23 protein-coding genes and 1 tRNA gene are annotated in these 22,407 nt (G+C 63.4%); 9 read left to right on the forward strand and 15 right to left on the reverse strand.

The features are described from left to right. Window positions 1-379 precede the first annotated feature (379 nt). Both M2395_RS10300 and M2395_RS10305 read left to right on the forward strand, forming a co-directional pair. Entirely contained in the window at window positions 380-1,180 is an 801-nt protein-coding gene (locus M2395_RS10300; RefSeq protein WP_011060444.1) for a helix-turn-helix transcriptional regulator, read from the forward strand. Between the two features lie 59 nt (window positions 1,181-1,239). After that, complete coding sequence (locus M2395_RS10305) at window positions 1,240-2,670, forward strand: efflux transporter outer membrane subunit (RefSeq protein WP_011060443.1); 1,431 nt, start codon at window positions 1,240-1,242, stop codon at window positions 2,668-2,670. A 352-nt stretch (window positions 2,671-3,022) separates the two neighbouring features. Here M2395_RS10305 and aepX read toward each other — a convergent pair whose 3' ends face one another. The 4 genes from aepX to M2395_RS10325 all read right to left on the reverse strand — a co-directional run bounded on the left by aepX (window position 3,023) and on the right by M2395_RS10325 (window position 7,602). Continuing rightward, complete coding sequence (gene aepX / locus M2395_RS10310) at window positions 3,023-3,913, reverse strand: phosphoenolpyruvate mutase (RefSeq protein ID WP_011060442.1); 891 nt, start codon at window positions 3,911-3,913, stop codon at window positions 3,023-3,025. Between the two features lie 42 nt (window positions 3,914-3,955). Beyond that, on the reverse strand, window positions 3,956-5,341 hold the full coding sequence (gene fumC / locus M2395_RS10315; RefSeq protein WP_053157400.1) for a class II fumarate hydratase: 1,386 nt from the start codon (window positions 5,339-5,341) through the stop codon (window positions 3,956-3,958). Window positions 5,342-5,422: 81 nt separating this feature from the next. Continuing rightward, a complete protein-coding gene (locus M2395_RS10320; RefSeq protein ID WP_011060440.1) occupies window positions 5,423-6,253 on the reverse strand; it encodes a hypothetical protein in 831 nt (276 codons plus the stop codon). A 119-nt stretch (window positions 6,254-6,372) separates the two neighbouring features. After that, complete coding sequence (locus tag M2395_RS10325) at window positions 6,373-7,602, reverse strand: pyridoxal phosphate-dependent aminotransferase (RefSeq protein WP_123430351.1); 1,230 nt, start codon at window positions 7,600-7,602, stop codon at window positions 6,373-6,375. A 166-nt stretch (window positions 7,603-7,768) separates the two neighbouring features. Here M2395_RS10325 and M2395_RS10330 point away from each other — a divergent pair, with 166 nt between their 5' ends. Further along, window positions 7,769-8,704: a LysR substrate-binding domain-containing protein gene (locus M2395_RS10330; protein WP_011060438.1), complete on the forward strand. Its 936-nt coding sequence runs from the start codon at window positions 7,769-7,771 to the stop codon at window positions 8,702-8,704. Window positions 8,705-8,775: 71 nt separating this feature from the next. Here M2395_RS10330 and M2395_RS10335 read toward each other — a convergent pair whose 3' ends face one another. The 3 genes from M2395_RS10335 to M2395_RS10345 all read right to left on the reverse strand — a co-directional run bounded on the left by M2395_RS10335 (window position 8,776) and on the right by M2395_RS10345 (window position 12,167). Then, window positions 8,776-10,011, reverse strand: coding sequence for an MFS transporter (locus M2395_RS10335; RefSeq protein WP_123430350.1), 1,236 nt, complete (start codon window positions 10,009-10,011; stop codon window positions 8,776-8,778). A 102-nt stretch (window positions 10,012-10,113) separates the two neighbouring features. Beyond that, entirely contained in the window at window positions 10,114-10,938 is an 825-nt protein-coding gene (locus tag M2395_RS10340) for a hypothetical protein (protein WP_011060436.1), read from the reverse strand. 2 nt (window positions 10,939-10,940) lie between these two features. After that, complete coding sequence (locus tag M2395_RS10345) at window positions 10,941-12,167, reverse strand: MFS transporter (protein ID WP_011060435.1); 1,227 nt, start codon at window positions 12,165-12,167, stop codon at window positions 10,941-10,943. A 95-nt stretch (window positions 12,168-12,262) separates the two neighbouring features. On the opposite strand from M2395_RS10345, the gene M2395_RS10350 reads away from it, so the two are divergent. Then, window positions 12,263-13,180, forward strand: a complete 918-nt coding sequence (locus tag M2395_RS10350; RefSeq protein WP_011060434.1) for a LysR family transcriptional regulator — start codon at window positions 12,263-12,265, stop codon at window positions 13,178-13,180. On the opposite strand, the gene M2395_RS10355 is transcribed toward M2395_RS10350, so the two are convergent. Beyond that, complete coding sequence (locus M2395_RS10355) at window positions 13,181-13,864, reverse strand: pentapeptide repeat-containing protein (protein WP_233447057.1); 684 nt, start codon at window positions 13,862-13,864, stop codon at window positions 13,181-13,183. Window positions 13,865-13,973: 109 nt separating this feature from the next. After that, window positions 13,974-14,894 carry a hypothetical protein gene (locus tag M2395_RS10360; protein ID WP_233447056.1) on the reverse strand — a complete coding sequence of 307 codons (921 nt, stop codon included), beginning with the start codon at window positions 14,892-14,894 and terminating at the stop codon, window positions 13,974-13,976. 254 nt (window positions 14,895-15,148) lie between these two features. On the opposite strand from M2395_RS10360, the gene M2395_RS10365 reads away from it, so the two are divergent. Continuing rightward, window positions 15,149-15,700, forward strand: a complete 552-nt coding sequence (locus M2395_RS10365) for a GNAT family N-acetyltransferase (protein ID WP_015634926.1) — start codon at window positions 15,149-15,151, stop codon at window positions 15,698-15,700. 110 nt (window positions 15,701-15,810) lie between these two features. On the opposite strand, the gene M2395_RS10370 is transcribed toward M2395_RS10365, so the two are convergent. Both M2395_RS10370 and M2395_RS10375 read right to left on the reverse strand, forming a co-directional pair. Next, on the reverse strand, window positions 15,811-16,653 hold the full coding sequence (locus M2395_RS10370) for a putidacin L1 family lectin-like bacteriocin (protein ID WP_011060428.1): 843 nt from the start codon (window positions 16,651-16,653) through the stop codon (window positions 15,811-15,813). Window positions 16,654-16,897: 244 nt separating this feature from the next. Then, window positions 16,898-17,068: a Com family DNA-binding transcriptional regulator gene (locus tag M2395_RS10375; protein ID WP_072444854.1), complete on the reverse strand. Its 171-nt coding sequence runs from the start codon at window positions 17,066-17,068 to the stop codon at window positions 16,898-16,900. Between the two features lie 109 nt (window positions 17,069-17,177). On the opposite strand from M2395_RS10375, the gene M2395_RS10380 reads away from it, so the two are divergent. The 4 genes from M2395_RS10380 to M2395_RS10395 all read left to right on the forward strand — a co-directional run bounded on the left by M2395_RS10380 (window position 17,178) and on the right by M2395_RS10395 (window position 18,960). Next, window positions 17,178-17,906, forward strand: a complete 729-nt coding sequence (locus M2395_RS10380) for a helix-turn-helix transcriptional regulator (protein ID WP_011060427.1) — start codon at window positions 17,178-17,180, stop codon at window positions 17,904-17,906. 59 nt (window positions 17,907-17,965) lie between these two features. After that, a complete protein-coding gene (locus M2395_RS10385) occupies window positions 17,966-18,250 on the forward strand; it encodes a hypothetical protein (RefSeq protein ID WP_019094684.1) in 285 nt (94 codons plus the stop codon). A gap of 107 nt (window positions 18,251-18,357) precedes the next feature. Further along, the gene (locus tag M2395_RS10390) at window positions 18,358-18,567 is read left to right on the forward strand and encodes a hypothetical protein (protein WP_011060426.1); all 210 of its coding nucleotides are present in this window, start codon (window positions 18,358-18,360) and stop codon (window positions 18,565-18,567) included. A gap of 258 nt (window positions 18,568-18,825) precedes the next feature. Next, window positions 18,826-18,960 (forward strand): hypothetical protein, encoded by a 135-nt coding sequence (locus M2395_RS10395; protein ID WP_259233886.1) that lies wholly within the window; start codon window positions 18,826-18,828, stop codon window positions 18,958-18,960. Window positions 18,961-19,206: 246 nt separating this feature from the next. On the opposite strand, the gene M2395_RS10400 is transcribed toward M2395_RS10395, so the two are convergent. The 4 genes from M2395_RS10400 to pheT all read right to left on the reverse strand — a co-directional run bounded on the left by M2395_RS10400 (window position 19,207) and on the right by pheT (window position 22,393). Then, window positions 19,207-19,283, reverse strand: a tRNA-Pro gene (locus tag M2395_RS10400). 88 nt (window positions 19,284-19,371) lie between these two features. Then, on the reverse strand, window positions 19,372-19,728 hold the full coding sequence (locus tag M2395_RS10405; protein WP_007920509.1) for a MerR family transcriptional regulator: 357 nt from the start codon (window positions 19,726-19,728) through the stop codon (window positions 19,372-19,374). Then, entirely contained in the window at window positions 19,709-20,011 is a 303-nt protein-coding gene (gene ihfA, locus M2395_RS10410; protein ID WP_002553164.1) for an integration host factor subunit alpha, read from the reverse strand. Before ihfA ends, M2395_RS10405 begins: the two co-directional genes overlap by 20 nt. A gap of 3 nt (window positions 20,012-20,014) precedes the next feature. Continuing rightward, complete coding sequence (pheT, locus tag M2395_RS10415; protein WP_015634924.1) at window positions 20,015-22,393, reverse strand: phenylalanine--tRNA ligase subunit beta; 2,379 nt, start codon at window positions 22,391-22,393, stop codon at window positions 20,015-20,017. Window positions 22,394-22,407: the final 14 nt, after the last annotated feature.

Genomic DNA, 22,407 nt, shown 5'->3' on the forward strand with positions numbered 1-22,407 from the left:
GGCAGCACCGCGCCGGGCTGTTGCAGCAGCTCTGCTGATCAGCTGAATCGGCTGTAGGAAATTGGCTACGCGTGAACGACGCTCATGGCCTGGCGGAGGGCTTTTGCGTTCCACCGCAGGCTTGCCCCTCGGGCAACCTTGACGCCGGGAAACACCCCGCCGGCGGGCGCGACGGGACCGTCGCAAGGGCTTGACCCAGAGCCTTGGCGAGGCCCTGGCAGGGCCATGATGTCCCGGTTTCCCCCTACAGACGCCAGGCAAAGCCATAGGCTTAAATCAACGCCCGGGAACTGGATCAGGTTCATCGGGAATCTGCCACGGCATGCCGCGGCAAGCGCGCGTCGATCAGCGATTTGTCTCGATCAAGGATGATAAGGATATGAGTCTGACCAGCAGTATTGCGAACCTGGAAACCCCGCACTTCTACTTCGAACTGGGGCAGTTGATTTCCAGCTCCGGCCACCCGCAGTTCGCCAGCGAAATGCTGCAACTGGTGGACAAGCTGGTGCCACTGACCCAACTGGTACTCAGCGAATGGACCCTGGACGAACGCCAGGCCAGCCCCCTGGCCATTACCCTGCTGGGCCGCGCCGGGCTGCACAAGGACCTGCCACTGCCGGAGCCGCCGCGACGCCATGACCCGCTGCTGCAGCAGATGCTGGAAATGGACGACTCGCTGCTGATTCAAATGAATGCCCAGGCCCGCAGCGGCCCTTCCCGCACCACCGCGCACCAATGCCACCTGGTCTCGCGCAAAGCCAATCGCCGCTGTGTCATCGCCCTCTACCGGGCTCCCGACCAGGGCGGCTTTTCCCTGTCCGAACTGTCGTTTCTCAAGAGCCTGTCGCAGACCCTGCTGCCGTTGCTGGAACGCCACGCCCAGCTGCACCGGCAACAGGCCCTGAAGAACCTGCGCAGCTGGAGTGCCAAGCCCGCCGATGCCTTGCAGCAGACACCGCTGCAACGGGAGTTCGATGAGCGCCTGTCCCTGGGTGACATCACCCTCTCGGCGCGGGAAAAGGAAGTCTGCCTGGGGTTGCTGACCGGCGGCACCGTGCCGGAAATGGCCCAGCGCCTGAGCGTCAAGAACAGCTCGGTGGAAACCTACCTCAAGCGCGCCGCCGCCAAGCTCGGGGTCAGCGGCCGTCACGGGCTGGCCAAGTGGATGGTCGGCGCCTGAAACCGCCCGCACGCCCCTGGCTGTCCGCCATCAGGATGTCCTTGTCACGAGGCTGATCAATGCGTAACTCCCCACTGACCCTGGCGGCCCTGGCCCTGGCCCTCGGCGGCTGCTCCCTGGCCCCGGACTACCAGCGCCCGACCGCTCCCGTGGCGCCCCAGTACCCACAGGGCGCAGCCTTCGCCCCCGCTGCCGGCAACCCGGGGGCCGACTGGCAGGGACTGTTCCAGGACCCGTTGCTGCAGCAATTGATTCACAGCGCCCTGCAGAACAACCGCGACCTGCGAGTGGCGGCGCTGAATGTCGCGGCCTACCAGGCCCAGTACCGCATCCAGCGTGCCGACCTGTTCCCGGCGGTGAGCGCCGGCGTCTCGGGCAAGCGCCAGCGCCTGCCGGAACAGATGACCGGCAGCAAGGCACTGATCAGCTCCAGCTACTCCGCCAACCTGGGCATCAGTGCCTATGAGCTGGACTTCTTCGGGCGCATCCGCAGCCTCAGCCAGCAGGCGCTGATGACCTACCTGTCCAGCGAAGAGGCACGGCGCAGCGCGCAGTTGAGCCTGGTGGCCAATGTCGCCACGGCCTACCTGAGCTGGTGTGCCGACCAGGAGTTGCTGGAGCTGACCCGCAAGACCCTGGCCGCGGACGAACAGAGCCTGCGCCTGACCGCCCGCAATGGCAGCGCCGGCAAGATCTCGGCCCTGGATGTGGCCCAGGCCCGCACCAGCGTCGACAGTGCCCGCGCCAGCCTGGCCCGCTACCAGCGCCAGGTGGCCCAGGACCTGAACAACCTGACGCTGCTGGTGGGGGCGCCGCTGCCCGACGCCCTGCCCCGGCGCGGGCTGGCCGAGGGCATGCTGGCCCAGGTGCCCGCGGGCCTGCCCTCGGACCTGCTGCAGCGGCGCCCGGACATTCTCCAGGCCGAGTACCAGTTGCAGGCCGCCAACGCCAATATAGGCGCGGCCCGTGCAGCGTTCTTCCCCAGCGTCAGCCTGACCGCCAACGCCGGCAGCGCCAGCAAGGAGCTGTCCGGGCTGTTCAAGGGCGGTGCCGGGGCCTGGACCTTCCAGCCGCAGATCAACCTGCCGATCTTCAATGCCGGCAGCCTGCGGGCCAGCCTGGATTACGCCCGGCTGCAGAAGGACATCAGCGTCGCCCAGTATGAAAAGGCCATCCAGACCGCCTTCCAGGAAGTCGCCGACGGCCTGGCCGCGCGCCAGACCTTCCAGCAGCAACTGAGTGCCCAGCACAGCCTGGTGCAGGCCAGCCAGGACTACTACAACCTGGCCGAGCACCGCTACCGCATCGGCGTCGACAGCAACCTGGTGTTCCTCGATGCCCAGCGCTCGCTGTTCAGCGCCCAGCAAGGGCTGATCAACGATCGCCTGGCGCAGTTGCTGGCCGAGGTAAATCTGTTCCGGGCCCTGGGTGGTGCCTGGGAGGATGGCGCGCAGGCACCGAGCCTGGCCCGCGCCCAGACCTTGCCCTGAGCCACTGGCGATGGCCGGGTATCAGGGGGCTGGGGCGATGAGAGGTTGGGGGGATGCGGGGACCGGGGCCATGAGTGCCCCACGCTGTAGAACCAACCCGGTCAGCCTGGGCAGTAGGCGAAACATGGACCGGGCAGGCAGGTACAGCCGTGTTGCAGCCCGCCCTGACCAACCACCGCCATTCAGCGTGTTGCCTGTGGTAGCTGGCCGGGCGAACGGGGAGCGAGTCTAGACAGCGCCCCCCACAGCGTCTGTAGGAAAATTCTGAATTCAGAACGTTCCGAATCTCGGAGTGGAATCGGATAAAGCACGCCCGTTCCACGGCCCTGCGAAGGGGGTTGGCCGCGAGTGCCTAACGGGTGCCCGGCACCAGGTCGAGGATCTCGTCGATGCCCAGGCACCGCGGCTCCACCTCCAGGGTCCGGCCATGCTCGAGAATCCCCACCGCCACATCACGCATGGCCATGTAGGCACTGCGCAGCATGTGGTTGGCGTAGATCACCGCGTTGAAGCCGGCCCCCTCCAGCTCGTCGAAACTCAAGTGAGCGTAGCTGGTGGGCACACAGATCAGCGGCACACGCGGGCAGTGGCGGCGGAACAACCGGGCGAACTCGAGGATCTCCAGGCCGTCCTTCTTGCGGCTGTGGATCATGATCCCGTCGGCGCCGGCCGCGACATAGGCCAGGCAGCGCTCGATGGCATCGTCCATGCCCTTGTCGAGGATCAGGCTTTCACAACGGGCGATGATCAGCAGATCCTCGTGGCTGCGGTTGGCGCAGCCCACGCGGATCTTTTCGCAGAACTCCTCGATGGAGTCCTGGAGCTGGCTCACCGCGTTGCCGAACAGCGAGTTCTTCTTCAGCCCGCACTTGTCCTCGATCACCACCGCCGAGACCCCGGCCCGGTCCAGCATCTTCACGTGGATGGCGAAGTGCTCGGCCTTGCCCCCGGTATCGCCGTCGAAAATCATCGGCAACGAACACACATCGAAGATCTCGCGGATGCCGTGCAAGCGGTTGCTCGGCGAGAGGATCTCGATGTCCGGCAGGCCCTTGTGGGTCGAGTCGGTAAGGGAACTGGACCAGATGGCGTCGTAGACCAGGCTCGGTCCGCTGCCCCGCTCCAGCCTGGATTGCTCCGCCAGCAGGGCGGAGATCGGGCTGTGGGCTTCGAGCACGCGAAGGCAGCGCTTGCGGCGCAGCAACTGGCTCAGGTTGGTTCGGCGAATATCAGCTTCCTGCATGGGATTCACACGCCTCTTGTGGTTGGGGAACACCGGGTTCGCTCAGGGATGGGTCATGTCCAGGGCCACCACGTAGCGGTCGAAATCCGCCGCCGAGACATAGCCCAGCTGCTGGGCCACTTCCCGCAGCGACTTGCCCTCGTGGTGGGCGGTCTTGGCGATGATCGCGGCCTTGTCATAGCCGATGTGGCGGTTGAGGGCGGTCACCAGCATCAGGTTCTTCTCGATATTGGCCTCGATGCGCGCCCGGTTCGGCTCGATGCCCACCGCGCAGTGGTCGTTGAAGGCCCGGCAGGACTCGGCCAGCAAGGTGATGCTTTCCAGCACGTTGTGCACCATCACCGGCTTGTAGACGTTGAGCTGGAAATTGCCCTGGCTGCCGGCGAAGGCCACGGTGGCGTCGTTGCCGAAGACCTGGGTACAGACCATGGTCAGCGCCTCGCACTGGGTCGGGTTGACCTTGCCCGGCATGATCGAGGAGCCCGGCTCGTTCTCTGGAATGTCGATCTCGCCGATGCCGCAGCGCGGCCCGCTGGCCAGCCAGCGCACATCGTTGGCGATCTTCATCAGGGCCATGGCCAGGGTGCGGATCGCCGCCGAGGTGTTGATCAGGGCATCGTGGGCCGACAGGGCGAAGAACTTGTTGGCGCAGGACTTGAACGGGTAGCCGGTGAGCTCGGCGATGACCCGGGCGCATTCGTCGCCGAACTGCGGATGGGAGTTGAGCCCGGTGCCCACCGCCGTGCCGCCGATGGCCAGGTCGTAGAGGCCGGTGAGGTTGTGCTGGATGGCCGCCAGGGCGTAGTCGATCTGCTCGACCCAGCCACCGATCTCCTGGCCCAGGGTGATGGGGGTGGCGTCCTGCAAGTGGGTGCGTCCGACCTTGACCACATCGCGGTACTGCTCGGCCTTCTCGAACAGCGTGTCGCGCAGCACCGAGACGCCCGGCAGCAGGGTTTCGAAGATCTCCGTCACCACCACCATGTACATCGCCGTGGGGAAGGTGTCGTTGGACGACTGGCCACGGTTGACGTGGTCGTTGGGGTGGATCGGCTTCTTGCTGCCCAGCTCGCCGCCGAGCATCTCGATGGCCCGGTTGGCGATCACTTCGTTGGCGTTCATGTTGGACTGGGTGCCGGAACCGGTCTGGAACACCACCAGCGGGAAATGCTCGTCCAGTTGCCCGCTGATCACCTCATCCGCCGCCTTGACGATGGGCAGCGCAATGGCTTCCGGCAGCTCGCCGAGCTTGAGGTTGGCCAGGGCCGCGGCCTTCTTCAGGATGCCCATGCTGCGGATCATCGGCGCCCCCCACTGGAAGCGTGCACGGCCAATGGGGAAGTTGTGGATGGAGCGTTCGGTCTGGGCTCCCCAGTACTTGTTGGACGGTACCGAAATGGAACCCATCGAGTCGGATTCAAGACGCATGTGGGTAGTTCTCCAATAAATGAATGAGGGTCCGGCCTGCGGTGCCGGGCAGGCGCCCTGCCCGGCCTGGTTGGCAGGCGCTTATTCCTTGAGTACGGAGGCCATCTTCTCCAGGTGCTGGCAGGCGCGCAGCACGTACTCATCGGACAGCGCTGCGATGCGCCGGTAGTTGACCTGCTGGCCGGTGGCCTGGGTGTAGAGCTTCAGGGCGTCGGTGGCGTGGCGGAAATGCCGGGCCTCGACGGCGCCGCAGTGAACGCTGAGGAAGCCGGCGATGCGGTTGGCTTCCCCGGCGGGGTAACCGCAGGATTCGCGCAGCCAGTTCTTCCACAGTGGTGTCATCAGGTTGTACTCGCCGGTGTTGAACAGCTCGGTCAGGGCCATCATCTCCAGGGCTTCCACCAGGTTCGGGGCCAGCGGGCGCTTCTCGCCGACCCAGGTGGAGAACTCCTTGGTGATGGGGTTCAGGTACTTGTCCTGCAGGCGCCAGTTGTCCGAGCCGCAGATGGCCGAAGCCATGCGGTGGTAGAGCTTGGAATGGTGGGGATGGCCGTGCATCTCGCCCAGGCCGACGTCCTCGACGATGATCTCGCCGCAGTGCCGGGCCGCCTCCAGCAGCTTGAGCTTGTTGTCATCACCGGGCAGGTCCTCGGACTCCTGCAGCAGCCGCACGATGATGCTGGACACCGCATGGGCCGCGCCATCCGGGCTGCGCCAGCCGCAGAAGAAGGTGCACAGCGAGTCCTCGGACCACTTGCGCGAGGTCATGCGCTGGTAGGTCAGGCAGTAGCCGTCCAGCTTGTCGGGGTGGTTTTCAAAGCCCGTCAGCAGGGCCTCCACCAGGTTGCGGTCCTCGACATCCACCAGGGCCTGGTGCACGTAGCCGATGAACGCCTTGCGGGAACTCTCCATGTTTTTCTCCTGTAATTGTTCTTCACTTCACGGACAACAAGATGAACGACGCCGGCCCGGGCCACGGCGGGCTCGGGAACGGGCTTGATCCCCTGGGGGCTGGGCTGCCGGGAGCCGCTTCAGTCGATGACGATCGCCGAGATGAACTGGGCGAAACGGCCCAGGCCCTCGATCAGTTCCTCATATTCCACGGCGTAGGAAATGCGGATGCAGTGGGGGTCGCCACAACCGGAGCCGGGCACCACCGCGATGTGCGCCTCGGTCAGCAGCAGGTCGGCCAGGTGATCCACATCGCGCACCGCTTCGCCGTGGTAGTAGCCGCCGAGCCGGGAAGAGACATCGATATACAGGTAGAAGGCGCCTTCCGGCGGCGCATAGCTCACCCCTTCCAGGCGGTCGAGGTAGGTGCGTGCGGCGTGCAGCTGGCGTTGCAGGAACGGGTTGACCAGGTCGGCAAAGTGCGACGAATCGGCGTTCAGGGTATTGAGCGCGGCGTACTGGGACAGGCTGCTGGGGTTTGAGGTGGTGTGCCCCTGCAGGTTGTGCATGGCCGCGATCACCGGCGCCGGGGCGCAGGCGTAGCCGACCCGCCAGCCGGTCACCGCCTGGCTCTTGGAGAAGGAATCGATCAGCACCGTCTGCCCTTTCAATGCCGGGCACAGCGCCAGGATGTTGTGGTGCTCGCGGCCTTCGCGCACCAGGCCGCGATAGCACTCGTCGAACATCACCCACAGTTGCCGCTCCTGGGCCAACTGGGCGATGGCCAGCAGTTGCTCGCGTTCATAGACGGTGCCGGTGGGGTTGTTGGGGGTGTTGATGACGATCATCCGGGTGCGCTCGGTGAGCGCGCCACGCACCGCGTCCACCGTCAGCCGGTAGTGGTCGGCGCGGGTCTGGACGCACACCGGGGTGGCGCCGGCCAGGCGGATCTGGGTGGGAAAGGTTTCCCAGTACGGGGTGGGCACTATCACCTCGTCCCCGGGGTTGAGCAGCACCATGCAGGCGTTGTAGAGCGCCTGCTTGGCCCCGGCGGTGACCGCCACTTCATTGGCGGCGAACTCCACCCCGGTGCGCTGGCTGACCCGTTGCGCGAGCTTCTCGCGCAGGGCCGGCAGGCCGATGGGCGGGGTGTAGCGGTTGCGCGCATTGGCGATGGCTTCGATGGCCCCGGCGCGCATGTCCTCGCAGGCATCGAAGGACAATTCGCCGGCGGCGAAATTGATCACCTTGATCCCGCTTTCCTTCAGGGCGTTGGCTTTGCTGCGCATGCTCGAGGTGCCTGGAGCACTGAGGCCCAGCGCACGCTGGGACAAGGAAAAACGGACGGCCGTGGCTTCGCTGCTTGTCATTTTTATACCTGCGAAAACAATCGGAAAACAGAGTGAACCGAGCCTGTACCCATGCGCCTGCGGCAACTTGGAAAGCTGGTCTAGGCTGGTCGTCTTACATTCTGATGACAGTCGCAAATAGCGGCCAATACTGTTTGCGTCGTGATTGATACTGGAAAAACAAGAAATGCTAGAGCTCCGTCGTCTGCGTTATTTCGTCACCGTTGCCGATGAATTGCACTTCGGCCGCGCCGCCCTGCGCCTGCGGATCGCCCAACCGCCGCTGACCCGGCATATCGCCGCCCTGGAGGCGCGCCTGGGCATCCGCCTGTTCGAACGCTCGACCCGCACCGTGTGCCTGACCCCGGAGGGCGAACTGTTCCTGCAGCAGGCCCGGGGGGTGATCAGTGCCGTCGGCGAGGCCGAGGCCACCGCGCGCAAGATCGCCCATGGCGCCATCGGCCGTATCGTCATCGGCTATGCCAGCTCGATTCCCCTGTCCAACGCTTTCTCCGAGATGATCCGTAACACCAGCCGCAGCCTGCCGGAGGTGGAGCTGGCGTTTCGCGAGGTGTCCACCGCCAGCCAGCGCCAGCAGTTGATCGATGGCAGCCTGGATATCGGCTTTGGCTGGGGGGCGCCCAACTTGCCGGCCCACGGTTTGCAGTCGCTGGTGAGTTCGCGCGATTCCCTGGTGGTGGCGGTGCCGTCGCGCAGCGCCTTCGCCGGCAGGAGCAGCCTGGGGTTTTGCGAACTGGCGGGGGAATCCTTCGTGACCTTTCCCAGCGCCTACGGATCGGCCCTGAACACCGCCCTGGAGGACCTCTGCGCCCACAGCGGGATTATCCCGCGCCTGGGGCCCACGGCGTCACAGATGACCACCCTGGTGTCCCTGGTGGCGGCGGAGCGCGGGGTGGCCGTGGTGCCCGACTACACCGCGACCCTGCAGCGTCCCGGGGTGGTCTATGTGCCGCTGGCCGAGCCCTATGTGCTGGAACAGACGGTCAGTTGGCGCACGCCCCTGGGGTCGCGCTGCCTGGAGCGCTTCGTCGAACTGGCCAGGACCCTGGCAGCGCCGCTGCCGGCCCCTGCCGCGGGGCCCGAATGGCGCCTGCGCGGCTAGCGCTCCACCAGCAAGCAGCAGGCCCGGACCATCCCGCTCCGGGCCTGCGCTTTCAGGGCATTGGCGGGACCTCAGCCGGGGCTGGGCAAGGATCGGGCGTCGGCGTCCAGGCCACGCTGCACGTACCAGGACAGCGGCAGGGTCAGCAACAGGGTCGCGGCCAGGGCCATCACCGCCAGGGGAATCCCGGTGACGTCGCCGAGGCTGCCGAACAGCACCGGCGCCAGTGCCCCGCCGCCGATGGTGCCGGTGTAGAACAGCGAGAACGCCTGCTCGCGCTTGCCCGCCCCCGCCAGGTCCGGCACCGCGCCATAGAGCACCGACGAGGTGCCGTTCAGCGCCAGCCCCAGCAGCGGCAGCATCACCATCAACCCCACATAGGGCAGGAACACCGCCAGCACGATCAGGCTGGCGGTGGTGAACTCGGTGATCCACACGGTCTTCATCATGCCGATGCGCGCCCCGAGGTAACCGCACAGCAGCTTGCCGAAAGCGCCACCGACGAACAGCAGGGTCAGGGCCAGGCCGATACCGGCGGTGCCGGCGCCCTTGGCCTTGAGCAGGAACGGCAGGAAGGTCAGGAAACCCATGCGTACCGCACTGTCCAGGGTGCCGGTGAGGATCAGTGCCCGCAGGCCGCCGACCGAGCCCTGGCCCTTGACCGTCTTCGGCGCCTTTTCCTGCATGGCCAGGGTCGCCGCCCGGGACGGGATCAGCCACCACAGCGCCAGCGCAGCGGCCAGCCCCAGGAGGCCGATCAGGGTCACGCTGGCACGCCAGCTGATCACGGTCAGCAGCAGCCCCACCAACCCGGGAATCAGGGTCTTGCCGATGTCCCCGGCGAAGTTGTACTGGGACAGCGCTTCCTTGACCCCGCCGCCAGCCTCGTGGGTGTCGGTGATGATCGAGGACGCCAGCGGGTGCTGGGTACTGGCCCCCAGGCCGCCCAGCAGCAGCGCCAGGAGCAGCACCCCCAGCCCCCCGGCCTGCCCCGCCAGCAGGTAGGCCAGCCCGGCCAGGGCAGTGCCACCCACCAGCAGGCGCTCGCGCCCCCAGCGCTTGGCTCCACGGCTGGCCAGCAACTGGAAGCCGGCCATCATCCCGGAATAGGCGCCGCGCAGCAGGCCGATCTGGGCGTAGCTCATGGCGAACTGCGCCTGCCAGATCGGCAGCAGTACATAGATCACGTCAGTCAGGCCGTCATGCACCGCGTGGGCGCCGCAACCGGCCACCAGGGAACGGCGGCGCACCGACATATCGGACGCCGGCAATGCCTCCGGGGAGGCGTGATGTTTCAGGTCATTCATTGTCGAGGCAGGCTGCAAAATGAAAAGGAAGGGTCAATCAGCAACAGGATAGGCGAGCCTGGGTCAGCCACAAGCCCCGTTGCCGGGGCCGGGCCGGAGCCATCAACGCAACAGCTGGGCACAGTCGCGCATTACCCGAGCCTTGCGCTGCAGGTATTCGGCGAAGATTTCCCGCGCGGCCTGCGGGTCGACCCGCACCTGCATGGCATCGACGAACTCGTTGACCGCCGCCACCGCATGGGCGAAGTGATTGCTCTCGGTGCCGCCGGTGTGCACCGTGACCCAGGCCACGGTGGTGCGCGCCTTCTCTGCCGGCACCCCCATGTCGCGGACGAACCACTGCTTGTACAGCGGGTGGATGAACTCCACTTCGCCGTGGGTGTAGACCTCGTGGATCAGGGTGGTCAGCAGCCCCTGCAGCAGGTCGCGGTCACGCAGGCGGCGAAAATCCGTCCAGTCCTTGAAGCCCTGGGCCGAGGGCAGGCAGTTTTCCTTGAGCAGCCACTGGTCATCACCGCAGATCGGCGTGGCCATGTTGTAGAACAGGTCCGAATGCAGGGTATTGCCCAGGGCGCCCAGGTCTTCATCGGTGATCCGCTGCAGGCTGCCGCAGGCCCGGTACAGGCCGTCGGCGGCTTCCGAGCCCTGCCCGGAGCGGGCCAGCAAGGTGATGCGGTTGGCCAGCCCGGACACACTGGTGGCGGAGTTGTTGGTCTTCGACCAGCTGGCGAAGAACTTGCGCAGCACCGCCGGCTCGTGGCGACGGGAGGTGAGCTTCTCGAAGGCATGCTCGATGTCCACCAGGGCGCCCTCTTCGCTCCAGAACGCCTCGAACAGCGCATGCTTCAAGACACTGGCCGGCATGTCGTTCAACACAGGTTCGACAATCTTCAGCAACTGGCTCTGCCGGGTCAGTACGTTATTCATGGTCACCTCACGTATTCCTTGTTGGATGATGAATCTATCGGGTTGGACGGTTCGCGAGCCGCGACCGGGGTTTGGGGTTCGAGGGGCTTCCAGCCGCCCCAGGCAATCAGCAGCGACAGCAGTTGGAACAGCACGATCAGCGCCACGCAGCCCTGCCAGCCCCAGTGGCTCCAGAGCAGGGCCGGGACCACGGCGCCAAAACTGCCGCCCAGGTAGTAGCAGGTCAGGTACAGGCCCACGGCGCCGGCCTTGTTGTGGCGGGCGGTGGCGGTGGTAAAGGAGTTGGCGGCGGCCTGGGCCAGGAACACTCCGGTGGAACTCAGGGCCAGGCCCAGCACGATCAGCCACAGCGACGGCAGCAGGGTCAGGGCCGAACCGCAGACCCCGAGCAACGCCGCGGCCACCAGCAGCTCGGCCTGGGGCCGCGACTTGCTCAGGCGCCCGGCGATGGGGATCACCACCAGGGCCAGCAGGAACACGCTGTAGATCGCGCCCAGGGCAGCAGCCCCCAGGTCGAACGGCGCCTGGCTCAGATAGAGCCCGGCGTAGGTAAAGGTGGCCACTTGCGAGAACAGCACGCAGAAGCCCACGCCGTAGGCTGCCAGCAAGGGCCGCCGGCACAGCTCGCGCAGGGCACTGAGGCCGCCGGATGCCCGGGGCGCGGTCAGGGGCGGGTTGGCCGGCAGCAGCAAATGAATGGCCACCCCGATCAGCAGGCTCAGGCCCGCGAGCAAGGCAAAGGCTTCGCGCCAGCCCACGTATTCGGTCATGAAACCGGTGACAAAACGCCCGGCAAAGCCGCCCAGCACGGTGCCGGCGACATACAGACTGGTGACTTCGGTCACGGTGCCGCCGCTCCAGCGGTCGCCGATATAGGCCACGCTGGTGGCGAACACCACCGGGATCAGCATGCCCTCCACCAGGCGCCAGACCAGCAGTTGGGTAAAGCTGCCGGCATAGGCCGCCAGCCCCGCCGGCACCGCCAGCAACAGCGCGGCCACCACAATCACCCGGCGCTGATCGAAACGCCCGGTAAAGCGGCTGACAAAGGGCGCAGTGAGGGCAACCGCCAGGGTGGTGACGGTGATGCTCCAGCCGGCTTCCCGGATGCTCACCTGAAAGCTCTGGGCAAATTCCTGGAGAATGCCCTGGGTCGCATACAGGTTGAGAAATGCCGCACAACCACACAGAAACAGGGCGATGCGCGCACAATGCTGACGCGAATTCATGAAACCTCTCGTTTTATGACCAAAGGCCTTTATAAAATACGTCGCCAAGCCAAGACCAATACCGAATTCCGACCGATCAATACCCAGGGAACAGGATGCTCGATCTACGCAAGTTGCGTTATTTTCTGACGGTCGCCGAAGAGCTGCATTTTGGTCGCGCCGCCCTGCGCCTGCACCTGGCGCAACCGCCGCTGACCCGGCAGATTTCGGCCCTGGAAACCGAACTGGGGTTTCGCCTGTTCGACCGCACCAGCCGCACCGTGACCCTCACTGCCCAGGGCCGGCATTTCCTGCCGTACGCCCGGGCCGTGCTGGAACAGGTGGACCTGGCCCAGGTCATGGCCGGCAAGCTGGCTGCAGGTTGCGCCGGGCAACTGGCCCTGGGCTACGCCAGTTCCATCGCCCTCTCGGACCTGTTCAGCCAGGCGATCCAGGCCTTCGCCCAGCGCTTCCCGGACGTGCAATTGACCCTGGTGGAAGGTGCTTCGGTCAGCCAGTGGTCGCAGATTGTCGACGGGCGCATCGACATCGGCATGAGCCGCATGCAACCGCCGAGCGAGCAGAGCGATATCCAGTCCCTGTCCCTGGGGGACGAACCGCTGGTGGCGGCGATCTCCAGCGACAGCCCCCTGGCCGCGCAGGCACAAGTGACTCTGGCCGAGCTTAGCGAGCATCCGCTGATCCTGTTTCCCGCCGACTACGGCTCGGGGCTCAACGAAGCCATCGAACAACTCTACCGACGCAACGGCCTGCCATTGCGCCCGGGCCCCAGCGGCCGGCAGATCACCTCGATCATCGCCCTGGTCGCCGCCGGCCAGGGCATTGCCCTGGTGCCCCGCTGCACCCAGACCCTGGCGAAAAAAGGCGTGACTTACCGCCCCCTCGCCGACCCCAGCGCCACCGCCCAGTTGCTGGTACTGACCCGCAAGCAGGGCCGCAGCCAGTTGGTGGAAGCCTTCATGGGGGTGCTCGACGAATTGCTGCAAGCCCAACCCGCAGCGGCCGGGCTCTAGTCAGAGCACGGTCAGGCCCAGCCCGGCCAGGAGCATGCCGGCCTGGCTGCGGGAAATGATCGCCCCCTTGAACAGCTTGGCATCCACCAGGCGCAACCCATGCAGGCTGGCTTCGCGCAGGTCGGCGTCATCGAAGCGGGCATTGTTGACCCGGGCCATGGACAGGCTGCCGCCGTCGACAAACACCGCCTTGCGAAAGTCGCAGTAGGTCAGGTCGGCTTCGCTGAAATCGATGTTGTGCAACTGCGACTTGTAGAACGAGATGCCCGAGAGCATGGCGCTGTTGAGCAGGCAGTCGGAAAAGCTCAGGCCCAGGGCCGACACGTCGCCGAAGTGGGCGCCGGTGAGCTTGCAGCCATCGAAGCTTGCATGGGCCACCTTGCTGCGCTGCCATTGCGTGTTGTTCAGGTCACAGCGTTCGAAACGGGCATCGGTAAGCACTGCAGAACGCAGGTTGGCCTGGCCGCCGCGGCAGCTGGTCCAGCGGGTATTGATCAGGTTGGCCGCGGTGAGATCGGCGCCGGTCAGCAGGCAGCGTTCGAACCAGGCCCCGGGCAGGCTGATGCGGGACAGGTCCTGGCCCCTCAGGTCCAGCGCAGCGCAGCGGCAGCGGCTGCCCGGCGGCCAGCTCGGCCAGGGAGCGGTCCTGCAGCGCCTCGGCGTCGATAGTGAAGTAAGCGTCATGAGCCTGCATGCCCTCTCCCGAGACTGGATACGAAGGGCCGCATCTTCTGGGCGTCGGCCAGGGAGGTCAATCTTGATCTTTGCCGCGCGCTGTGAGCAATGCGCGCCCCTAGCGGCACGTGACCTTGGCCAGTGCTCCGGCCTGGGCGATGGCCAGGTCATTGCCGTTGGCATCGATACCGACAAAGGTGCTGATGTAGGAATACACCTGCTGATAGGCCTTGCCGTCGTACCGGTAGAAGGTGTCGTTGTGCTCCCCGGCACTGACCCGTGCACTGGTCATCAGGTCGGGCATGCCGTTGCAGGAAGTCGCCAGTACGCCCAGGGGACCATCCTCGACGGCGAACAGCGGCTCGGCGTGTGCCTTGCCGGCACGATAAAGCCATTGGCTTGAGTTGACCTGATTGCCGCTCATGCCACAGCTCAAGAACAGCAATTGGCCATGGGGGCCGTGGCAGGTTGTGGCAATCACCCCCTCCTGTGCGCATTGCGCATTGATCTGCTGACGGGTGTCGGCCCCCAGAACCGCCAGGGCCTGGTTCGCCGGGCTGTCCACCGGCTCGCTGGCGCACAGCCCCTTGCCCCTGGGCCAGGCCCGGCGGGCGCCGAGATACACCGGCGCCAGCGCGGCAATCACTGCATCCAGCTCGCGGCCCAGGCATCGGGTATCCGGGCAACGGCTGATGGCGCGGTTCTGCCTATCGACCTGCCGTGCCAATTGCCAGGGGGTGAACACCTGCGTGATCGAGCCGTACTGCACAAAGCGCGCCTTGAACAGTTTCTCCACCAGCGCTGCGTCGTTGCAGGTTCCCGCAGGCAAGGCCTGGCGCGCGGCGGCGGCATCGTGCAGGGCGCTGTCGTCCGCGCTGAAGCCCAGCGTCGTCACGTCCGTACAGGGCTTCAGCAACAATTGCGACGAGAGATAACCCGCCTCGACCTGCTCGCTACCGGGAATCACCCGCTTGCCCTGCGCCCACGCGGGCGAGGCCAGTAAGAGCGTGCATGCCAACAGGCTAATGGGGTATTTCATCGTCGCGTTGCCATCCATTGATGTGCTCAGAGCGATTGCGCGCTTGTTGAGTATTGCGCGGGGTTGACCAGGTGATGCGCCACAGGCCGATCAGGGATACTCGCGGCCAACAGCAGCCGTGCCGCGCTATTCAGGCCTGCCAGAGCCTTGTTAAGGTTCCGGCTCCCGCGTAGCCGTGATGCAACCGGAGCATATTGCTCATCCAGCAAGCCTCGCGCAACGAAACAGATGCATTCGTCCTTTGGAGATCACTGATGCAATCGCTGCCCCTCTCGCCCCTGCTCGTTGGTGAATCACTTGAACTGCGCCCACTTGAGGCCGTGGACTTCGCGGCGCTGTATGGCGTCGCCTGCGATCCCTTGATCTGGGCTCAGCACCAAAGCTCGACCCGCTATCAGGAGCCGGTATTTCGCCAATGGTACGACGACGCACTGGCGGCCAAGAGCACCCTGATCGTGATCGACCGCGACAGCGGCAAGGTTGCAGGCAGCTCCCGCTACTACGAGTTCAACGAGGACCAGCGTGAAGTTGCCATCGGCTACACCTTTCTGGCGCGCGAAAAATGGGGGGGCAGTGCCAACAAGGAACTCAAGTACCTGATGCTCGGGCACGCCTTTCAGTGGGTCGACACCGTCTGGTTCCATGTTGCGGGTTCGAATATCCGCTCACAGCGAGCCATGGAGAAAATCGGCGGGCAGTTGTCGCACACCGTCCTGAAGCAGGTGAATGGCGGTACTCAGGAGAATCTGTTTTTCAAGGTTGAACGCACGGCCTTTGAAGGCCAGCTGTCGCTTGCCCGTTCGTGACCCCGTTCAATCTGCGCCACCAATGGGCAGAGCCCGGCAGAACAAGCCTGCCGGGCCCTTGAGTGAAGCCTGTAGAAGCCCCGCATCGTCGCGGGGCCTCTTGCAGGCCGTTAGAACACGTTGTCCCAGGTGTAGCTACCGGTTTTCCACTTGTGATCGGGGTAGAACACACGCGGCGGCTTGATGGTCGGGGTATAGCCGAAGCGGGCCCAGATCGGCCGCTCGGTCACTATCGTGAAACTGCCGTTGGCCTGCAGGCGGATGGTTGCGCCGGGGTGACCAGCCGTGCCGCTCTGCCAGACGACCGCATTGTTCGCGGCGTAGATCACCAGGTTGCCGTCTGCCTGCATGACGCAGCGCACACCACCTTTGTTCTGGGTATAGGTCGCCCAGACCACGCTCCAGTTCGGCCCGTACACCACCAGGTTGCCATCGCCCTGGAAGACCAGAGCGTGATCGCCAGCGCTGTAGAGCTGGCCCGGTACCAGCTCGGCCGGACCGCTGATGATCATTGCCGTACCCACCGCCGGGGTGAATACACGACCATTGGGCGCATACCAGTGCGGGATGGTGTCGACAGTGACGATGTTCCCGTCGTCCTGAAGCTGGGTGAACGCACGCAGCGAGGCATCTTCGCGCGAACCCATGGTGGGGTCACTCGGAGTGGTCGACCAGATACGGCCACGCAGCGGGTCATCCAGGACAAAGCCGTAGTTCATGAAGACCATCATCGGATCTTTCTTGTTGCCCTTGCTCACGTTGGTGAACGGCGTGTTCTGGTCAGCCACCCATGCCAACTGGGCGCCGTCATACAGTGCCAGGTTGCCATCGGGCTGGAAGAGCAGCTTGAAGCGCTTGTTGGGGGATTGAAGATACTGGTTCGGCGCCATGTAGTAGCGAGCCGGCAGTACAGAAGAGCCGTTATCGGTAAAGTCGTATCGAATCCAAGCCATGTTGTTACCTATTGAGTCGAATGATGGATGCGGAGGATTCCGCCTGCATGTCGCTCAAAGGCGAGGAAATCGAAGCTCTTGGCTTTCACGAAGGGGGCGATAGCTTCAACGCGCAGTTATGACCGCCACGGCGTGAGAGCTCCACCCATTCCAATAATGACTGCGACAGCGCTACGCGCGGCCTGGAACCGTCATGCAACAGCAGTTCGGGCCTCTGGCCCGGACGAGCCGTTGCATCACAGGCTCAATGACCGACGCCGCTGTCACACCTGGCCGCTCCTGGCGATAGCTCGAGACTCGCGGCTTTTACATGATTCAAGGTTCCACAGCGGGAACATTTGATCTGGAGCTCAGTAAACTCGCCCACTCGAGCGAGAAGTCGATTGCAACTTCCACATCTGCATTCTTTTAACATCTGCAAATCCATTTGATTATCTGCCTGACGCCCTTACGGGAACACCCATATAGTACAATATAGGAATACCCATTTGCAAGCTTATGGGAACCCCCGTAATACTGGGCGGATGGAATTTAAAGATCGACTCAAAACAGCTCGTCGCCACGCCCAGCTCAATCAAACAGAGCTCGCTGAACGTGCCGGCCTGACCCAAACCTCAATCTCCGACCTGGAACGTGGCAAATCGAAGGCCACGGCCTTTGTCGCCCAGATTGCCTCGGTATGCGGCGTTTCCTCCATGTGGCTCGCTGAAGGCGTTGGAGAAATGCTCAAGGCCGCGGATACCGCATCGGCACGCACCCAGCCAAGCGTGCATTTGGACGATATCGAGACCTGGGACGATGCGACCCCGCTCGATGACAACGAGGTCTACGTCCCCTTTCTTCACGAGGTGGAGCTGGCTGCAGGCTCGGGCCGGTTTGTCATCGAAGAAAGCGATACCGCCCGGCTGCGCTTCTTCAAGAAAGATCTGCGTCAGAACGGCGTACAGTTCAACAACGCCAAGTGCGTGTCGGTCAGCGGCAACAGCATGGTCCCGGTGCTGCGCGACGGCGCAACCGTTGGCGTGAACGTCGGCAGGAATGCCCTGAAGGATGTAGTCGACGGGGAGATGTATGCACTCAACCACAATGGCCAGTTGCGCGTGAAGCAGGTTTACCGTTTGCCGGTCGGGCTGCGCCTGCGCAGCTTCAATCGGGATGAACATCCAGACGAAGACTATAGCTTCGCCGAAATCCAGGAACAGCAGATCTCGATCCTGGGCCATGTGTTCTGGTGGGCGATGTACTCGCGATGATTGCCCGGGGCTGGCTGGCCGGGATAGGCCGACAACCTCGTCGACAGGAGTGTTCAGTGATGCGTAATCTGCGTGGCCTTGTCTTGCTTGTCGTCGCTGCGGCTTCGGTCTCGGCTTGCACCACACAACTGACGGAAGCAGGAAGGCAGGTCGATCTGGTGACGGCCTCCTCGGCACAGGCCTGCAAGGTTCTGACGGCATTTACCGTGAAGGGCTCCTCCAATGGGGACGCGCTGAATATGGCCTTCAATAAAGCAGCCGAACTTGGCGCCGACAGCATGAGCGTCGTCAACGTCGGTAGCGCCTCCGACATACAAGCCGCGGCCTTGAAATGTCGTCAGTGACAGGCCTTCCATGAATCTCGCCAGACCGAACCGGAAACAGCCCTCCATCGAACACTGGCAAACCCATCATCCAGTTCGCCAACAAACCAGAATCGAGGCCTCAGCCCATGCCTAGAAAAGAGCCGGAGGATGCCAAGGCAGTCACTGCCGCCGATATCGAGCGCTCCATCCAGGCCTTGAACAAGATGGCCGAGCGCCTCTGGGGTCAGGGTCGGGAAACCGAGGCACAAGCCCTGCTCAATGCCCTGGACGCACTCAACCGAGCGCTGGACCGAATCAGGATTGGCGAAAACCGGCGCATTGCCACCCTCCACTAGTCTGCGTGAGCCAGCCGTAACAAGCGCCAAGTCATGGACGTGGCAGGAGTAGTTGCCACCCGTGCGCCCTCCCCCCATCGAGCCGAAACCTAGCAAGGCAGGCCGAACCCGCTCATCAATCCGGGCACCAAGCCCCAGATTGGAACCCGGTCATAGCTACGCCTTGGGAACCCAATCAACCGCGCAGAAAAATTGAATTCCACGAGCGCGGATTCAGTCCACAACTATGAACACAGTAAATCTGACGAGGTAACAGCAATGACTATCGAAGCAGAGACACTTGTTGAATTGACTGAAGTCCTGCAGGACAAAGGCATGATCCTGCTTACGGATGTGACCTTCATTCGTGCGCCATACCGGAATAATCATCGTTGGGTGTGCAGCGTGGAATGACGGCCACTACAACAGCCATGACCACACCGAACATCCAATGAATGCCAGCCTGGTATAGGAATGGGAGGAGAAAGGGGGTACCGACCTGTGACAGAGAGCTGTTTGCGTCTCTATCTAAATGCCCAACGGAACGATGAGAAAACCACCGGGGCACGAAATTCAACTACCGCCAGCGCAATCAGTTTGCACCGCCTCTAAACGGAAAAAGAGATCAAGCCGCTAAGTGCTTGATCTCTTTTAGGAATATGGTCGGGACGGAGTGATTCGAACACTCGACCCCTAGCACCCCATGCTAGTGCGCTACCGGACTGCGCTACGCCCCGACTAGGCGTGAAATCTGTTTCACTTCTCAGGAAACGTTGAGGAATATACCGCAAGCTTTTGAAAAGTGGAAGTATTTAAAACAGAGAATTACTTTTTTAGCACCACAAGCACATCTTCCAGCTCAGAGATCATCTGACGGATCAGTTGCTTGTACTGGGTCGTATCGTCTTTGGCCTCATCACCGGAAAGACGCAGACGCGCCCCGCCGATGGTGAACCCCTGGTCATAAAGCAACGCGCGGATCTGCCGGATCATCAGCACATCCTGGCGCTGATAATACCGGCGATTTCCGCGGCGCTTGACGGGGTTGAGTTGAGGAAACTCCTGCTCCCAATAACGCAGCACATGCGGCTTGACCGCACAGAGCTCACTGACCTCACCAATGGTGAAGTAGCGCTTGCCCGGAATGACCGGGAGCTCGTCGTTATGACTTGGTTCCAGCATAAGCCTCAACTCGGGCCTTCAACTTCTGCCCTGGACGAAAGGTGACCACACGGCGCGCCGTGATCGGGATTTCTTCACCCGTTTTCGGGTTGCGGCCAGGACGCTGGCGTTTATCCCGAAGGTCGAAGTTACCGAAACCGGACAATTTGACCTGTTCGTTATCTTCGAGAGCGTGCCTGATTTCTTCAAAGAATAGCTCGACCAATTCCTTGGCCTCGCGTTTATTCAGGCCTAGCTCTTCGTAGAGACGTTCGGCCATTTCAGCTTTCGTCAGAGCCCCCATACGTCACTTCCTTAACGTGGCGTTCAACCTTTGTTCGAGCGAGGTGAGGATATTTTGCGTCGTAGAGTTCACCTCATCGTCGTTAAGAGTGCGCGATGGATGCTGCCAGGTCAAGCCGACGGCAAGGCTTTTTCTATGAGGATCAATGCCTTTACCCTGATAGACGTCAAACAGCCTGAGGTCTGTCAGCCACTCACCTGCATTTTCACGGATTACGTCCAGAACGGCGCTGGCCGCCACGTCACGATCCGCCAGCAATGCCAGGTCGCGACGCACTTCCGGGAAGCGCGACAGCTCATGGAATTTCGGCAAACGCCCTTGAGCCACTTCACTCAGGACCAGTTCAAACACATAGACAGGGCGGTCCAGACCGAGATTCTTCGCCAGCTCTGGGTGAATGGCCCCCAGGAAACCGACTTCACGACCGTCACGCTCGATGCGAGCCGTCTGACCAGGATGAAGCGCTGGATGCTTGCCCGGCACAAAGGTGAATGCATCAAGAGCACCGGCAAAACCCAGTACCGCTTCGACATCCGCCTTGACGTCGAAGAAGTCCACGCCATCGCGACCTTGCGCCCAGCCTTCAGGCAAGCGGCTGCCACATACAACACCTGCCAGCATCGGCTGCTGCTTCAAACCTTCCAGCTGACCAACAAAACGCAGGCCGCTTTCAAACATGCGGACACGGTCCTGCTGACGGTTCAGGTTGTGCTGAAGCGCCTTGACCAGGCCCGGCCACAGAGAGGAACGCATGGCTGCCATGTCGGCCGAAATCGGATTGGCCAGCAACAGCGGTTCGACGCCTGGGTTGAACAGTTCGAACAGCTTCGGATCGATGAAGCTGTAGGTGATCGCTTCCTGATAACCACGAGCAACCAGCAAACGACGCAAAGCAGGCAGGTCACCCTCGGCCTCGGCCTTGGCTTGAGGCGCCAGACGAGCCTGCGGATAGCGAACCGGAAGACGGTTGTAACCATAAAGACGTGCCAGCTCTTCGATCAGGTCAACCTCAAGACTGATATCGAAGCGATGGCTCGGCACCTCAACACGCCACTGCCCTGCCCCATCGGCAGTTACAGTCAGGCCCAGGGCGGTGAGCAAACGCTCTACCTCGAGGCCGTCGATTTCCATGCCCAGCATCTGAGTGATGCGTTCAGCGCGCAAGGTGACAGGCGCAACGGATGGCAGATGCTGCTCGCTGAGCGTTTCAATGATCGGCCCCGCGTCGCCGCCCGTGATTTCCAGCAGCAAGCCAGTAGCCCGCTCCATGGCTTCGCGAGCAAGCTGCCAGTCCACACCACGCTCATAGCGATGGGAAGCATCGGTATGCAGGCCATAGGAACGCGCCTTGCCAGCAACCGCGATCTGGTCGAAGAAGGCACTTTCCAGAAATACGTCACGGGTATTGGCGGTGACACCACTGTGCTCCCCCCCCATCACGCCGGCAATCGCCAGGGCTCGGGTATGGTCGGCAATCACCAGGGTATCGCTGCGCAGGGTCACTTCCTGACCGTCGAGCAATACCAGCTTCTCGCCCTCTTCAGCCATTCGTACACGGATGCCGCCATTGATCTCGGCGAGATCGAAGGCATGCAGCGGCTGGCCCAGTTCGAGCATCACGTAGTTGGTGATGTCCACTGCAGCATCGATACTGCGCACATCGGCGCGACGCAGGCGCTCGACCATCCACAGCGGAGTAGGCTTGGACAGGTCGACATTGCGGACGACACGCCCCAGGTAACGTGGGCAGGCAGCCGGAGCCAGCACTTCCACTGGACGCACTTCGTCATGCGCCGCAGGAATCGCCGGCACTTCCGGACGCTGCACCTTGGCCGCGTACAAGGCACCCACTTCACGGGCCATGCCGGCCAGGGACAGGCAGTCCCCGCGGTTAGGGGTCAGGTCGACCTCGATGCTGGCATCGTCCAGGCTCAGGTAGGTGCGAACGTCCTCACCCACCGGCGCATCGACCGGCAACTCCATGAGGCCGTCATTGCCCTCACCGATTTGCAGCTCAGCCTGGGAGCACAGCATGCCGTTGGATTCCACGCCACGCAGCTTGGCCTTCTTGATCTTGAAGTCGCCCGGCAACTGGGCACCGATCATGGCGAACGGGACCTTCAGGCCCGGGCGCACGTTCGGCGCGCCGCAGACAACCTGGAAGGTCTCCGAACCATTGCTGACCTGGCAAACGCGCAGCTTGTCGGCATCCGGGTGTTGCTCGGTGCTCAACACCTCGCCCACTACCACGCCACTGAAATCACCGGCGGCCGGCGTTACGCTGTCGACCTCAAGACCGGCCATCGATAGACGGGCTACCAGCTCGTCACGACTTACCTGCGGGCTAACCCAGCCGCGCAGCCATTGTTCACTGAATTTCATCCTGCTCTCCTAAT

Origin of the sequence: Pseudomonas sp. BIGb0176, from assembly GCF_024810175.1 — a bacterium.
GTDB classification, from domain to species: Bacteria; Pseudomonadota; Gammaproteobacteria; order Pseudomonadales; family Pseudomonadaceae; genus Aquipseudomonas; species Aquipseudomonas protegens.